Below are 14,189 nucleotides of genomic sequence, written 5' to 3'. Positions count from 1 at the left end.
CGGAAGGCTGGGCGCGGCGGGGGGAGGCGTCAATCCGCCCTGCGCGCCGGAGCGGCCGCCCCGGGGCGCCGGGGTGCGGGGGGGGGCGGAGATTCCCGCGCCCCGCCCCTTTTGGCCGCCGCCGCCCGCGGGCATTGTGGCGCGTGGAATGACCCTGCCCGGCAATTTGCGCGGCGCCGCCCTGATGGCCGGCGCGGCGCTGCTCTTCGCCTATGAGGCATTGATGATCCGCTGGCTCAGCGCCCGCGGCATCCCCCTCTCCACGCAACTGCTGTTCCGCTGCCTGGGTCAGGTCGTCTGGGTGGCGCCGGCGCTGCTGGCGGCCGGACCCGGCGTGCTGCGCACGGCGAAGCCGGCGCTGCACGCGCTGCGCGGCGTCTGCTCGCTGCTCACCTGGGGGCTCTACTACGTCTCGCTGACGCTGCTCGACCTCGCCACCGCCACGGTGCTCTCCTTCACCAACGTCATGTTCACCACCCTGCTGGCCGGCCCCGTGCTGCGCGAGCGGGTGGGCGCGGCGCGCTGGGCCGGCACGCTGGTGGGGCTGGCCGGCATCGCGGTGATGCTGCGGCCCTGGGAGGGGGCGGGGGCGGAGACCTCGCTGCCCGGCGTGGCGGTGGCGCTGGTGGCGGCGCTGACCTGGTGCGGCATCACCCTCTCCTCCCGCATGCTGACGCGCACCGAGGGCACGCTCACCATCATCGGCTGGGTCGGCATCATCACCTCGCTCGGCATCCTGCCGCTGGCGCTGTGGCAGTGGCGGCCGCTCGGGGCGGTGGACCTGCTCGGGCTGGGGCTGCTGGCGGTGGTGACGCCGGGCATCCTGTGGCTGACCACCGAGGCCTTCCGCGCCGGCGAGGCATCGGCCGTGGCGCCCTTCCAGTACCTGCGCCTGCCGGTGCTGGCCGGCCTCGGCTGGCTGCTCTACGCCGAGGCGCCGGACGGCATGGCCTGGGCCGGCGCCGCCGTGGTGCTGGCCGGCGCCCTGCTGGTGAGCCTGGCCGAGGCCCGCCGCCGGTGACCGCCGCCCTGCCCTCGCCGCTGCTGCGCGCCGCGCTGCTCACCACCCTCGCCGCCTTCATCTTCAACCTGGAGACGGTGCTGGTGAAGTGCCTGACGGAGGTGCCCGTCGCCACCATCCTGCTGGCGCGCACCCTGGGGCAGATCGCCTGGGTGCTGCCCGCCTGGGGGCGGGAGGGGATGGGGCTGCTCCGCACCCGCCAGCCCGTGATGCAGGGGCTGCGCGGGGTGCTCAGCTTCGTCAGCTGGGGGCTCTACTATGTGGGCTTCGCGCGGCTGCCGCTGGCCACCGCCACGGTGCTCTCCTTCACCTCGGTGCTGTTCGTCACCGCCCTGGCCGGGCCGCTGCTGCGCGAGCGCGTCGGCCGCCGGCGCTGGCTGGCCACGCTGGTGGGCTTCCTCGGCGTGCTGCTGGTGGTGCGGCCGGGCGTGCTGCCGCTGGACTGGCCGCTGGCGGCCTCGCTCGGCTCGGCGCTGGGCGGCGCCGGCATCGTGCTGACCACCAAGGCGCTCGCCCGCACCGAGCGGACCGAGACGATCATGCTCTATATCGGCCTGATCGCCACCGCCGGCACGCTGCCCCTCGCCCTGCCCGGCCTCGCCTGGCCGGGCTGGACCAACCTGCTGCTGCTGGTGGGCGCCGGGCTGCTCGGCCCGGCGGGGATGCATCTGTGGATCACCGCCCTGCGCCTGGCCGATGCCTCGGTGGTGGCGCCGCTCTCCTATGTGCGGCTGGTCTTCGCCGCGCTCGCCGGGGCGCTGCTCTTCGCCGAGGCGGCCGATGGCTGGCTGCTGGCCGGCGCCGTGCTGATCGTGGGCAGCGCCATCACCATCACGCGCCAGGGCAGCCGGTAGGGGGGCGCAGGGCCGCGCCCCGCCCCCATATCCGCCCCCAAGCCACAGCACCGGAGATTCCCGCGCATGACCGACTCGCCCCTCGCCGCCTTTTCCGCGCGCCGCTCCGACGGGCGGGAGACGCCGCTCGCCGAATTCGCCGGGCAGGTGCTGCTGGTGGTCAACACCGCCAGCGCCTGCGGCTTCACGCCGCAATATGCGGGGCTGGAGGAATTGCAGCGCGACTACGGGCCGCGCGGCTTCAGCGTGCTGGCCTTCCCCTGCAACCAGTTCGGCCGGCAGGAGCCGGGGGACGATGCCAGCATCGCGCAGTTCTGCGAGACGCGCTTCCAGGCCAGCTTCCCGCTCTTCGCCAAGGTGGAGGTGAATGGCGACGGCGCGCACCCGCTGTTCCGCCACCTGAAGGCGCAGCAGCCGGGGCTGCTGGGCACGGAGGCCATCAAGTGGAACTTCACCAAGTTCCTGCTCGACCGGCAGGGCCGGGTGGCGGGCCGCTTCGCCCCCGCCACGCCCCCGGCGAAGCTGCGCGGCGCCATCGAGGCGCTGCTCTAGGGGCCCCCGCCGCTTGGCGCCGCCGCCCCCGCGCCCCATCTGAACGCCACGCGGCAACAAGACAGCGGGAGCGCGGCCATGGCCAGCGGATGGGCGCCCGACGGCGCGGTGCAGGAGCAGATCGACGACACGGTGACGGACGGCATCCGGCGCGCCCGCGCCCGCATGCCCGCCGGCGAGGGCGAGCTGCATTGCGTGGAATGCGGCGAGCCGATCCCCGCCGCGCGGCGCCGCGCCCTGCCCGGGGCGCGCACCTGCGTCGGCTGCCAGTCCGCGCTGGACCGCCGCCCGGCGCAGTTCGGCATCAACCGCCGCGGCAGCAAGGACAGCCAGCTGAAGTGAGCCGCTCGCGAAGTTCTGCGTGATTCGGCGCGGCGCGCCCGGCTAGGCTTCCCGAAACAGAACAGGGAGGCCGCCATGAGCGACGAGATCCAGGACTACCGCACGACGGAGAGCGACTACCTGCCGCACGTCATCGCGCGCTGCGTCGAGAAGGCCAACCGCCACAACCTGCCCTACCGCTTCCGCCTGAACGGGGCGGAGGTCGTCGTCACCCCTGGCCAGACGGCGGATGCGGTGAATGACGAGGTGCAGCGCCAGTGGCAGCGCAACCGCACCCCGCCCGCCCACCACGCCGCCAGCCACGCCGCGCCGGGCTGAGGGGCGGGACAGGCCGGGGGGCGGCGCCTCAGGCGGCGGCCGCCCCTTCCACCCCGTGCTGCTCGCGCAGGGCCAGGAAGCGGAGCTGCGGCCATTCCTCCTCCGCCCGCTTGCGGCCCCAGTCGGAGGTGAAGAAGGCCACCGGCTCGTTGTCGTGGTCCTCGGCCATCTGGCTCGGCGCGGTGCGCAGGAAGCGGTCCAGCACCGCGCGGTCCTGCGGCCCGTCCTCCTTCGTCGCCACCCAGCGCAGGGAGGACCAGGAGGTGTTCTCGAAGGTGATGTGCACCCCGTATTCCGCCTGGATGCGGCTGCTCAGCACGTCGAGCTGGAGCTGGCCGACCACGCCGACCACCGGCTGGCTGCCGTCGAGCGGGCGGAACACCTGCACCACCCCCTCATCGGCCAGCTGGTCCAGCGCCTTGCGCAGCTTCTTGGCCAGCATCGGGTCGTCGAGCCGCACGCGGCGCAGGATCTCGGGCGCGAAGCTCGGCACGCCGCGGAAGTTCAGCGCCTCGCCATCGGTCAGCGTGTCGCCGATGCGCAGCACGCCATGGTTGGCGATGCCCACCACGTCGCCCGGCCAGGCCTCCTCCGCCACCTGCCGCTCCTTGGCGAAGAAGAACAGCGGCGCGTTGACCGGGATGCTCTTACCGGTGCGCACCTGCTTCAGCCGCGCCCCCTTGCGGAGCCGCCCGGAGCAGATGCGCAGGAAGGCCACGCGGTCGCGGTGGTTGAGGTCGGTGTTGGCCTGGATCTTGAAGACGAAGCCGGTGAGCTTCTCCTCCTCCGGCGCCACGGTGCGGGCGTCGGCCCGGCGGGCGGAGGGGGGCGGCGCGAACTGCGCGAGGCCATCCAGCAGGTGCCGCACCCCGAAGCCGCGCAGCGCCGAGCCGAAATAGACCGGCGTCAGGTGCCCCTCGCGGAAGGAGGCGAGGTCGAACTCGGGGTAGACGGAGGCCAGCTCTATCCCCTCGCGCAGCACGTCGCCCTGGCCGTGCGGCAGCAGCCCGTCGATCCGCGCATCCTGGGGCCCGTCCAGCGCCTCGCGCCGCTCGCCGCCCTCGGCGACGAGGCGCAGGCTGTTGTCGTGCCGGTCGTACACCCCCGCGAAGGTGCCGCCCGAGCCGACCGGCCAGGTGGCCGGCGTCACGTCCAGCGCCAGGGTCTTCTCGATCTCGTCGAGCAGTTCCAGCGGCTCCCGCGCCTCGCGGTCCATCTTGTTGATGAAGGTGACGATCGGGATGTCGCGCAGGCGGCAGACCTCGAACAGCTTGCGGGTCTGCGCCTCGATGCCCTTGGCGGCGTCGATCACCATCACCGCGGCGTCCACCGCCGAGAGGGTGCGGTAGGTGTCCTCGGAGAAATCCTCGTGGCCTGGCGTGTCGAGCAGGTTGAACACCTGGCCGGCATACTCGAAGGTCATCACCGAGGTGGCGACCGAGATGCCGCGGTCCTGCTCGATCTTCATCCAGTCCGAGCGGGTGCGGCGCCGCTCGCCCTTGGCGCGCACGGCGCCGGCGATCTGGATGGCGCCGCCCAGCAGCAGCAGCTGCTCGGTCAGCGTGGTCTTGCCGGCGTCGGGGTGGGCGATGATGGCGAAGGTGCGCCGGCGCCCGGCCTCGGCCGCCGTCTGGCTGGTCGCGGTGTCCATCTGCTCCGACGCGCTCACTCGATCCATCTCCGCCAAAAAAGCCGATATAGCGCGCGCGCCGGGCAAAACCTACCCGCCGCAGCCCTGCCCCGCGCCCGGCGCGAGGGCCGGGCGCGGAAACCCTCCCCCGCCCCGCAGGGTTGACGGTGCGCGCCCCGCACCGGGGCCCCGCGACACAGAGGCTAGAGGCATGACCCCGCGCTACACGCTTCCGCTGCTGGCCGCCCTCGCGCTGCTGGGCGCCGCCCCCGCCCTCGCCCAGAGCCAGACCGAAGGCCATGGCGACCGCGCCAACCCCGAGGCCAGCGTGGCCCCCGGCGCGCTGCGGCCCGGCCAAGCCCCGCCCCTGCCCGGCAGCGCCACCACCTCCCTCAACGCCCAGCGCTGGCGGGCCAGCCGCCTGCTGGGCGCCGACATCGCCAGCTCGGAGAACCACTCCCTCGGCACGGTGGAGGACCTGCTCTTCACCCGGGAGGGGGGGCTCACCGTCATCATCGCGACCGGCGGCTTCCTCGGGCTGGGGGAGCGGCTGGTCTCCGTGCCCTATGAGCGGCTGCAATACAGCGAGCGCTGGGTGTTGCCGGGCGAGAACGAGGAGACGCTGAAGCGGATGCCCGAGTTCAAGTTCGACTAGGGCCTTTCCCGCCCGCCCCGGCGCACGGAAAAGGCCTGGCGGAAAAGGCCCTGGCTCATTGTTCTCGCCAGCCTCTTCACGCGGCCAGGCGAAGCAGCCCTAGCCGCCGCCCCCCTCGCCTCCCGGCGGGGGGAGAAGCCGGCCGGTGCCGAAGTCGAACTCCGCCTGCAGCGCCGCGAAGGGGTCTTCCGCCGCCTGCGCCTCGTCGCGGTTCAGGCCCAGCGCGTCGAGCTGGGCGCCGCTGATGGCGGTGAACTCCACCCCCGCCTCCCGCAGCATGGCGATGGAGAGCAGCCCCACCCGGTCCCAGTAGGAGGCGGTGCCCTCGCGCGGGGCGGCGGCCACCACGCGCCGCACCCCGGCCTGGATCAGCAGCGTGGCGCAGGTGTTGCACACCGGCTTGCCCACCACATAGGCGTCGCACCCCCGCGCGCCATGGCCGGCATGGAGCAGCGCGTTCTGCTCGGCATGCACCATCATCCGCAGCTTGGTGGCCTTGTCCTGCAGCCGCTCCGCGCTGTCCTCCACATTGGAGGGGAAGCCGTTGAAGCCGGTGGCGACGATGCGCGCCTGCGGCTGGTTCACCAGCACGGCGCCGACCTTGGCGCGCGGGTCCTTCGACCACTGGGCGATGTGGTGCGCCAGGCCGATATAGCGCGTGTCCCACCGCGCCAGCTTCTCCGGCCTGCCCTCGAAGGCGTTGACGTTGCTCATCCGCTCCCCATCCGCTGCGTCAGGGATGTGAACACCCTGCTCACGAAGTCGTTGACGGACCCTCTCCGCTGTGCGGCAATCCCGCCCGATCGCCGGGCACACGGCGACACCCAGGGACCACACGCTGCCACGCCAACGTTTCGTCTGGAGAGAGTTTTCCGATGCAGAGCACCGCCAACCGCGCCTTGCTGCGCCGCCGCACCCTGCTGGCGGGCTCGGCCCTGGCCATGGCCCTCGGGCCGCTGGCCGGCGCCACCCCCGCCACCGCCCAGGGGGCGGACACGCTGAGCCTGGCCGTCGCCGCCCCGCCCAGCTCGCTGGACCCGCACTACCACACGCTCTCCCCCAACAACATGGTGGCCGAGCACTTCTTCGATAAGCTCGTCTCCCGCAACGCCAAGGCGCAGCTCGAGCCCGGCCTCGCCGAATCCTGGTCGATGCTCGACGACACGACCTGGGAGTTCAAGCTGCGCAAGGGCGTGAAGTTCAGCGACGGGCACGAGTTCACCGCCGACGACGTGGTGGCCACCCTCAAGCGCATCCCCGCCGTGGTGAACAGCCCGGGCTCCTTCTCCATCTACACCCGCGCCATCATCGGGCATGAGGTGGTGGACCCGCACACCATCCGCTTCAAGACCGCCTCGGTCTATCCGCTGCTGCCGCAGGATCTGAACAACGTCTTCATCATCTCCAAGACGATGGAGACCGCCGGCACGGGCGACTTCAACAACGGCCGCGCGATCGTCGGCACCGGCCCCTTCCGGCTGCAGAGCTTCACCCCCGACGACCGCGTGGTGATGACCCGCAACGACGAGTACTGGGGCGAGAAGCCGGACTGGCGCCAGGTGACCTACCGCTTCATCAGCAATGACGGGGTGCGGGTGGCGGCGCTGCTCTCGGGCGACGTGCAGCTGATCGACGTGGTGCCGCCGGCCGACACGCCGCGCCTGCGCGGCACCCAGGGCATCGCCTTCGCCGAGATCCCGAGCCTGCGCGCCATCTACCTCAAGATCGACACGGCGCACGACGTCTCGCCCTACCTGACCGGGCCGAACGGCGAGAAGCTGGACCGCAACCCGCTGCGCGACCTGCGGGTGCGGCAGGCGCTCTCGCTCGGCATCAACCGCCAGGCCATCGTGGACCGCATCATGCAGGGGGCCGGCACGCCCACCGGCCAGATGATGCCGCCCGGCGCCAATGGCTGGGCCGAGGACATCAAGGCGCCGCCCTACGACCCCAACCGCGCCAAGGCGCTGCTGGCCGAGGCGGGCTTCCCCAACGGCTTCAGCATCACGCTGATCGGGCCGAACAACCGCTACGTGAACGACGCGCAGATCATCCAGGCGATCGGCCAGATGTGGCAGCGCATCGGAGTGAAGACCACGGTGGACGCCATGCCCTTCTCCGTGCTGGCGCAGCGCCAGGCGAAGAACGACATGTCGGCCATGCTGATCGGCTGGGCGACCTCGGGCGAGCCCTCCTCGGCGCTGCGCGGCAACCTGACGACGCGCATCCCCGAGAAGGGGTTCGGCACCGTCAACTTCAGCGGCTACTCCAACAAGGAAGTGGACCGGCTGGTGGAGGAGGGCCTGCGCACGGCGGATGACGAGAAGCGCGAGGAGATCTTCAAGCAGGCGATGCGCGTGGCCATGGAGGATGTGGGGCTGATCACGCTGCACATGCAGAAGAACATCTGGGCCATGCGCGGCGGGCTGAGCTACGAGGCGCGGGCGGATGAGTACACGGTGGCGATGAATGTGAGGAAGGCGAGGTAAAATATTCAACAGGTTGTTCTAGGAAGATTTCTTCCTAGAACAACCTTGTTAATCATCTTTAAGATTGATTTTGCGGTTGTTTTTATTTGAATTGATATCTATACTTCTTGAACCAGAATATTATTTAAATGTTATTTTTGTTCGCTTTTTGTTCTTGATTTTCTCACATTCGTTAAGGTATTGTGGAGCAAACAGAATTTCCTGTGTAATATTGGGAAGAAAAGCATTTCTGTAGAGGAAAGGTAAAATGCTGAGTGGTATTGCACGGATTATGCTGACTACATCAGCAATTGCGCCTGTAGGATTTACTTATTCATTTGTGGCATTCACCCAGAATGAACCCTTCATCGGCGGACTGTCCGCTATTTTTAGCGTAGCGTCCGTATTGATTTGCTTAGTTATTTTTGGATACGCTCGTGAAAATATTGAATCCACTGTTTTTAAAGCAACTTCAATTGAAGCATCGGATCGAGAAACTGTCGGATTGATGCTATTGTATTTGTTGCCGCTTTTTACTGATAAAATCAACACTCTCAACTGGTCTCTTTGGATTCCGACCCTGTTGGTGTTCGGAATAGTAACGGCAACAGGATACAGCTATCATTTCAATCCCTTGTTGGGGATTCTTGGCTGGCATTTTTACAAAATATCGGGCGCAGAAGGGGTTACCTATGTCTTGATCACCAAAAAGCACTTGAGAAACATTTCTAAATCATTGCGCGTTGGCCAACTCACAGAATATACTCTTCTAGACCTTGGAGACAGTAAATGAGCAATCTTTTTGCACTTTGTAGAGACAAAAATGATGAACCAGTAGTTAAAAGGGTTCGTTTAACTCAATCTGTTCAAGCTAAAATAGAGGGCCTTTTCCAAGCGCAAACTGCAGCTTTTCTAGATGGCATAACGGAAGAGGTTGACTTTTCAGGTGACTGGAAGCCTGATTCTGATGAGCTGCTTGTTATTGATGCGCCAGCGGAAGCTGATCTAATTGCAGCCGCTCTCGACGCAAACACAGTAAGCCTTCCAGAAATTGACGGCGGACACTTTCAGTCGGAAAACATTCGTGCTTTATTCGTGCCTCTACACAGCGGTGGGCAATTTAAAATTTCCATACAATTATTTACAGCGCAACAAATACTTTCTAGAAGATTTATGCTTCTTTTAGACGGCAACACCTTCAGAGAACTTACCGATCCTGCTTTTACGCTTGATAATTATATACACGCTATAATTGAAGACAAAAAATTAAAATTTAAGAGCTTCTTTAATATAAAAAGAATATTTGCTCTTAAGCAATTCTATGTGGAAGCCACCGATTCACAGATCGATTCGTTCTGCTCTCATCCCAGCCTGGAAGTAATGGACACGGATAGCTTCAAATCAATGGCTGATCAAAACCTTAGGAAGATGGTTCATGCGGTAGCTAGAACAGGGGTATTAGACAAATACTCTCCTGCCGATATTGTAAAATCAGCAGGAAATTTTGGCCTCATCATTAATTTGAGTAATGGGAAGATGGTTGTTCCAAATAGTAAAAGAGAGGCAAAATTATTTCTTAGATTTATTGACGACGGCATCTATCAAGCACCATTAAGTTCGGCGCTTTACATGACTAACTCTAAGAGACCTTTTGAGTGAGATGCTTTTCTTAAAATATTTAGAACCCGTTTGAGAATGGTATCGTGCCACAAAATGTGGCGCCTGCCGGCGGGATAACGCCACTGTCCCTTGCGGTCTGGGCGCATTGTCAAACGGGCACTTAGAACATGAACCAGATTTTCTAAGGAGGGGCCAATAATTCTTAGCCTGAGAATTTCCAGCCCCAGCTTTTTGCTCAAATCTTTCCAAACATCCCGTGAAACCTCCCCAGGAAGCTCCGCAGCCTCTCGCTCTCCGGGTTCCCGAACACCGCCTCCGGCGCCCCCGCCTGGGCCACCCGCCCCTGGTCCATGAACACCACGTGGTGCGAGACCTCACGAACAAAAAGCATCTCGTGGCTCACCACCAGCATGGTCATGCCGCTCTCGGCCAGGCCCTGCATCACGCCCAGCACCTCGGAGACCAGCTCGGGGTCCAGCGCGCTCGTCACCTCGTCGAACAGCAGCAGGCGCGGCTCCATCGCCACGGCGCGGGCGATGGCCACGCGCTGCTGCTGCCCGCCGGAGAGCTGGTAGGGGTAGTGGCCGCGCCGCTCGGCCAGGCCGACGCGGGAGAGCCAGTGGGTGGCGGTGTCGCGCGCCTCGGCCTTGGGTTTGTTCAGCACCTTGGTCAGGCCCAGCATCACGTTCTCCTCCGCCGTCAGGTGCGGGAAGAGGTTGAACTGCTGGAACACCATGCCGATCCGCGCCCGCTGGGCGGAGATGGCGGTCTCGCTCAGCCGCCGCCGGCGGCCGCCTTCGGTGCGGTAGCCCACCGGCTCGCCATCGAGCAGGATCTCGCCGCCATCATGCTCCTCCAGCAGGTTCACGCAGCGCAGGAAGGTGGTCTTGCCGGAGCCGGAGGCGCCGATCAGCGAGACCACCTGCCCCTGGCGCACCTCCAGGTCGATCCCCTTCAGCACCTCCACGGCGCCGAAGCTCTTGCGCACGCCCTGGGCGCGCAGCAGCACGTCATCGGCCATGCGGCCTCCTGCCTGTGTGGGTGGTGTCATGGTTGCCGGCCTCCGCGCGCTAGTAGCGGAGGTAGGAGAAACGCCGCTCCAGCCGCGCGCCGAGCCAGGCGATGGTGGCGTTGATCATCAGGTAGAGCAGCCCGGCAAAGAGGTAGAAATCGACGATCAGGTAGTTGCGGGCGACGATCTGCTGGTTGGTGAGCAGCAGCTCCACCACGCCGATGATGGAGAGCAGCGTGGTGCCCTTCACCACCTCCAGCCCGGTGTTCACCCAAGGGGGCAGCATCCGCCGCAGCGCCTGCGGCAGGATCACGTAGCGCAGCCGCTGGGAGAAGCGCAGCCCGATGGCCTTGCCCGCCTCCATCTGCCCCGCCGGCACCGATTCCACCGCGCCGCGCAGCGTCTCCGCGATATGCGCCGTGGCGAAGGCGGAGAGCGCGATCACCCCCGCCCAGTAGGCCGGCAAATTGATGCCGAACAGCGACAGCCCGTAATAGGTGAACAGGATCAGGACCAGGATCGGGATGCCCCGCATGAAGTCCACATAGATCCGCGCCAGCAGCCGCAGCCACCACCAGCCATAGGCCAGCGCCACCCCCATCGCCACGCCGAACAGGGTGGCGAAGAGGATGGTCAGCGCCGAGGCGCTCATCGTCACCCACAGCCCGTTGAGCAGGGAGAAGCGCGCCACCCAGGCCTCGAACCAGAAGGTGCCGGGGGCGAAGGAGAAGTCGAGCATCGGCGTCCTCGCTCAGCGGATGGTGGCGTAGCGGCGCTCCACCTGCCGCAGCAGGGTGGCGAGCAGCCAGGCGGTGGCGAGGTAGAGGACGCTGGCGGTGAGCCACACCTCCATGACGCGGAAGGTGTTCGCGTTGATCTGCCGCGCCACGAAGGTCAGCTCCGGGATGGCGATGGCCGCGGCCAGCGAGGTGTCCTTGAACAGCGAGATGAGGTTGTTGCTGATGCTGGGCAGGGTGATGCGGAACATCACCGGCAGCACCACCCATCTCTGCCGCTGCCAGGGCCGCATGCCGATGGCCTTGGCCGCCTCCACATACTGCTTCGGGATGGAGGCCAGCCCGGCGCGGAACACCTCGCTCATATACGCCCCCGCATAGAGCGAGAGGGTGAGGATGAAGCTCTGCGTCTTGTCGAGGAAGTAGATGCCGAATTCGGGCAGCCCGAAATAGACGAAGAAGATCAGCAGCAGCAGCGGCGTGCAGCGGATGATCTCGACATAGGCCCAGACCGGCCCCGAGAGCCACCGCTTGCCCGAGACCCGCGCATAGGCCGCCGCCAGCCCGATGACGCTGCCGATGAGCAGCGACACCACGGCCAGCCCCAGCCCCAGCGCGAGCGCCTCCAGGAACAGCCCCCAGTTGCGGGTGATGACGCTCCAATCGAAGTAGTACTGGATCATGCGGCCCTGCTGCCCGGAATGGCGGGGTCCGGGGTGACACTGTCACCCCGGCGGGAGTCCAGGGGGCGGCGCCCCCTGGCGCTTCGGTCAGGAAAATTCGGCCGGATAGCCGATCTTGGGCGTGGCCAGCTCGATGCCGAACCACTTCTTGTAGGAGGCGGCGAAGGTGTCGAAATCCACCCCCATCATGGCTTCCTTGTACACGGTGTTGACCCAGTTCAGCCAAACCGGGTCCCCCGGCTTGACGGCCGAGGCGTAGGAATTGGGCATCCAGCCGTATCCGGCATCGACGAAGCGCCCCGGCGCCTGCTGCATCAGCCAGCGGGCGGCGGACTGGTCGGCCATGTAGGCGTCGACGCGGCGGGCGTTGAGCGCCTGCAGCGTGGCGTCCGGGCTCTCGAAGGCATCGACCTTGGCCTGGGGCAGCGCCTTGCGCACCCACTCGGTGAGGAACACGTTCTGCATGCCGCCGATGGTGACGGCGTTGCCCGCCGCCTTGAGCGCCTCGAAATTCTGGTACTTGGCGCCGCGCGCCAGCAGCAGCAGGGTCACGCCCTCGCGGTAGTAGGGGATGGTGAACTCCACCTGCTGCGCACGGCCGGGGGTCACGGTCATCCACTGCACCACGATGTCCACCTTGTCGGTGACCAGCGAGGGGATGCGGGCGTCCGAGCCCTGGAGCACGAACTCCACCTTGCTCTCGTCGCCGAAGAGCGACTTGGCGAGCAGCCGCGCCAGGTCGATGTCCATGCCCTGCAGCTTGCCGTCGGCGCCCTCGAAGTGCCAGGGCGGGTTGGTGCTGCCGGTGCCGACGATGAGGCGGCCCCGCTCCTTGATCACCTGGAGCTTGCTCTTGCCCAGCGTCTGGGCAACGGCCCCCTTCGGCGCGAAGAGGGCGGCGGCGCCACCCAGCATCGCCCCCAGGCCGAACAGCCCGCGCCGCTCCATGCCGGCGGCCTTGTCCTTCTGGTCCATGGTCGGTCCCCTGCTCTCCCTCGCATGCCTTGGGTGGCATGTCCGGGGAGAAGGTCAGCAAGAAACGCGCCGCTTGTCACGCCACCGCAGCGAGTGAATTGCGGCGGCCGTCGATGATCTCGGCGATGCGCTGGCCGGAGCCCGCCCCCATGGTCCAGCCCGTATGGCCGTGGCCGGCATTCAGGTAGAGCCCGCCCAGCCGCGTGGGGCCGATGCGCGGCAGGCCATCCGGCACCATCGGCCGCAGCCCGGCCCAGCGTATGGCGCCCGGCGCCGAGTCGGCCCCCTCGAAGGCGGGGAAGAGCTGCGTCACGCCGCGCATCAGCGCGCCGATGCGCGCCGGCGAGGGGGTGGTGTCGAAATCCGCCACCTCGGCCGATCCGACGATGCGGTAGCGGTCGCCGAGCGGGGTGAGGGCGAATTTCCGGCCATCGTCGAGGATGGCGTTGCGCGGCCCCTCCGGCCAGACGGCGCGCGGCAGGGTGACGGAAAGCCCCTTCACCGGGTGGATCGGCACATGGATGCCGAGCGGCCGCAGCAGCGTGGCCGAGTGCGGCCCGAGCGCCACCACCACCGCGTCGCACGCCATCTCGCCGGCGGAGGTGGCCACCGCCGCCACCCGCCCGCCACGCTGCACCAGCTTCTCCACCGTGGTGCCGTAGTGGAACTCCACCCCGCGCGCGGCGCACCAGGCGGCCAGGCCCTGGCTGAACTTGCTGCAATCCCCCACCTCGTCCTGCGGGAAGTGCAGCCCACCCGCCACCTTCTCGGCCACCGGGGCCAGCGCCGGCTCGCGGGCGATGCAGGCGGCGCGGTCCAGCCGCTCCGTCACCAGCCCGTGCGGCGCCAGCGCCTCATGCGCCCGGGCGGCGGCCTCCCACTCGGCGGCGGTGCCGAAGGTCTTGAGCACGCAGCCGCCGGCATAGTCGTATTCCACGCCCGTTTCGGCGCGGATCTCGGCCATGCAGCGCGCCGAGTGCAGCGCCAGCTCCAGATTGGCCAGCGCCCCCGCATTGTGCACGGCGGTGCGGGAGGCGGCGAGGAAGCCCAGGCCCCAGCGCCACATGCGCGGCAGGGCGGAGGGGCGCAGCAGGAAAGGCGCGTCCTCCTGTCCCAGCCATTTCAGCACCTTGAGCGGCATGCCCGGCGCCGCCCAGGGCTGCACTGAACTCACATGGATGATGGCGCCATTGCCCCAGCTGGTTTCCAGCCCGGCGGCCTCGCGCCGTTCCACCACGCTCACCTGATGGCCGGCGCGCAGCAGCCAGTAGGCGCTGCTGACGCCGATGACCCCGGCGCCCAGGACGATGATGCGCATATCC

16 protein-coding genes are annotated in these 14,189 nt (G+C 67.2%); 9 read left to right on the top strand and 7 right to left on the bottom strand.

Annotated elements, in window-relative coordinates; all coding sequences use genetic code 11:
* Nucleotides 1-148: 148 nt before the first annotated feature.
* The 5 genes from ACFOY6_RS08150 to ACFOY6_RS08130 all read left to right on the top strand — a co-directional run bounded on the left by ACFOY6_RS08150 (nucleotide 149) and on the right by ACFOY6_RS08130 (nucleotide 3,087).
* A complete protein-coding gene (locus ACFOY6_RS08150) occupies nucleotides 149-1,021 on the top strand; it encodes a DMT family transporter (RefSeq protein ID WP_379631093.1) in 873 nt (290 codons plus the stop codon).
* Nucleotides 1,018-1,875 carry a DMT family transporter gene (locus tag ACFOY6_RS08145; RefSeq protein WP_379650062.1) on the top strand — a complete coding sequence of 286 codons (858 nt, stop codon included), beginning with the start codon at nucleotides 1,018-1,020 and terminating at the stop codon, nucleotides 1,873-1,875. Before ACFOY6_RS08150 ends, ACFOY6_RS08145 begins: the two co-directional genes overlap by 4 nt.
* Before the next feature lie 66 nt (nucleotides 1,876-1,941).
* Nucleotides 1,942-2,427 carry a glutathione peroxidase gene (locus tag ACFOY6_RS08140; RefSeq protein WP_379650060.1) on the top strand — a complete coding sequence of 162 codons (486 nt, stop codon included), beginning with the start codon at nucleotides 1,942-1,944 and terminating at the stop codon, nucleotides 2,425-2,427.
* A gap of 78 nt (nucleotides 2,428-2,505) precedes the next feature.
* Complete coding sequence (locus tag ACFOY6_RS08135; RefSeq protein WP_109516432.1) at nucleotides 2,506-2,769, top strand: DksA/TraR family C4-type zinc finger protein; 264 nt, start codon at nucleotides 2,506-2,508, stop codon at nucleotides 2,767-2,769.
* A gap of 75 nt (nucleotides 2,770-2,844) precedes the next feature.
* A complete protein-coding gene (locus tag ACFOY6_RS08130) occupies nucleotides 2,845-3,087 on the top strand; it encodes a hypothetical protein (protein WP_109516431.1) in 243 nt (80 codons plus the stop codon).
* Nucleotides 3,088-3,115: 28 nt separating this feature from the next.
* Here ACFOY6_RS08130 and ACFOY6_RS08125 read toward each other — a convergent pair whose 3' ends face one another.
* Nucleotides 3,116-4,765 (bottom strand): peptide chain release factor 3, encoded by a 1,650-nt coding sequence (locus ACFOY6_RS08125; protein WP_379650058.1) that lies wholly within the window; start codon nucleotides 4,763-4,765, stop codon nucleotides 3,116-3,118.
* Nucleotides 4,766-4,928: 163 nt separating this feature from the next.
* Here ACFOY6_RS08125 and ACFOY6_RS08120 point away from each other — a divergent pair, with 163 nt between their 5' ends.
* Entirely contained in the window at nucleotides 4,929-5,372 is a 444-nt protein-coding gene (locus ACFOY6_RS08120; RefSeq protein ID WP_379650056.1) for a PRC-barrel domain-containing protein, read from the top strand.
* Between the two features lie 99 nt (nucleotides 5,373-5,471).
* On the opposite strand, the gene ACFOY6_RS08115 is transcribed toward ACFOY6_RS08120, so the two are convergent.
* Nucleotides 5,472-6,086, bottom strand: coding sequence for a deoxycytidylate deaminase (locus ACFOY6_RS08115; protein WP_109516428.1), 615 nt, complete (start codon nucleotides 6,084-6,086; stop codon nucleotides 5,472-5,474).
* Nucleotides 6,087-6,247: 161 nt separating this feature from the next.
* On the opposite strand from ACFOY6_RS08115, the gene ACFOY6_RS08110 reads away from it, so the two are divergent.
* From ACFOY6_RS08110 to ACFOY6_RS08100, 3 genes are all read left to right on the top strand, one after another.
* Nucleotides 6,248-7,861, top strand: coding sequence for an ABC transporter substrate-binding protein (locus tag ACFOY6_RS08110; protein ID WP_379650053.1), 1,614 nt, complete (start codon nucleotides 6,248-6,250; stop codon nucleotides 7,859-7,861).
* Between the two features lie 247 nt (nucleotides 7,862-8,108).
* A complete protein-coding gene (locus ACFOY6_RS08105; RefSeq protein WP_379631107.1) occupies nucleotides 8,109-8,633 on the top strand; it encodes a hypothetical protein in 525 nt (174 codons plus the stop codon).
* Complete coding sequence (locus ACFOY6_RS08100; RefSeq protein ID WP_379631109.1) at nucleotides 8,630-9,499, top strand: Kiwa anti-phage protein KwaB-like domain-containing protein; 870 nt, start codon at nucleotides 8,630-8,632, stop codon at nucleotides 9,497-9,499. Before ACFOY6_RS08105 ends, ACFOY6_RS08100 begins: the two co-directional genes overlap by 4 nt.
* Before the next feature lie 196 nt (nucleotides 9,500-9,695).
* Here ACFOY6_RS08100 and ACFOY6_RS08095 read toward each other — a convergent pair whose 3' ends face one another.
* From ACFOY6_RS08095 to ACFOY6_RS08075, 5 genes are all read right to left on the bottom strand, one after another.
* Entirely contained in the window at nucleotides 9,696-10,481 is a 786-nt protein-coding gene (locus ACFOY6_RS08095) for an amino acid ABC transporter ATP-binding protein (protein ID WP_379650051.1), read from the bottom strand.
* Between the two features lie 49 nt (nucleotides 10,482-10,530).
* Nucleotides 10,531-11,211 (bottom strand): amino acid ABC transporter permease, encoded by a 681-nt coding sequence (locus ACFOY6_RS08090; protein ID WP_109519009.1) that lies wholly within the window; start codon nucleotides 11,209-11,211, stop codon nucleotides 10,531-10,533.
* Between the two features lie 12 nt (nucleotides 11,212-11,223).
* The gene (locus tag ACFOY6_RS08085; RefSeq protein ID WP_219929826.1) at nucleotides 11,224-11,892 is read right to left on the bottom strand and encodes an amino acid ABC transporter permease; all 669 of its coding nucleotides are present in this window, start codon (nucleotides 11,890-11,892) and stop codon (nucleotides 11,224-11,226) included.
* An 87-nt stretch (nucleotides 11,893-11,979) separates the two neighbouring features.
* On the bottom strand, nucleotides 11,980-12,867 hold the full coding sequence (locus ACFOY6_RS08080) for a transporter substrate-binding domain-containing protein (RefSeq protein WP_379631115.1): 888 nt from the start codon (nucleotides 12,865-12,867) through the stop codon (nucleotides 11,980-11,982).
* 76 nt (nucleotides 12,868-12,943) lie between these two features.
* Nucleotides 12,944-14,185, bottom strand: a complete 1,242-nt coding sequence (locus ACFOY6_RS08075; RefSeq protein ID WP_379650049.1) for a D-amino acid dehydrogenase — start codon at nucleotides 14,183-14,185, stop codon at nucleotides 12,944-12,946.
* Nucleotides 14,186-14,189 lie beyond the last annotated feature (4 nt).

Origin of the sequence: Teichococcus aestuarii, from assembly GCF_042651065.1 — a bacterium.
Lineage (GTDB): Bacteria > Pseudomonadota > Alphaproteobacteria > Acetobacterales > Acetobacteraceae > Pseudoroseomonas > Pseudoroseomonas aestuarii.
Note: the sequence above shows the minus strand (reverse complement) of the source record. Positions and strands in the feature narration are given on the sequence as shown.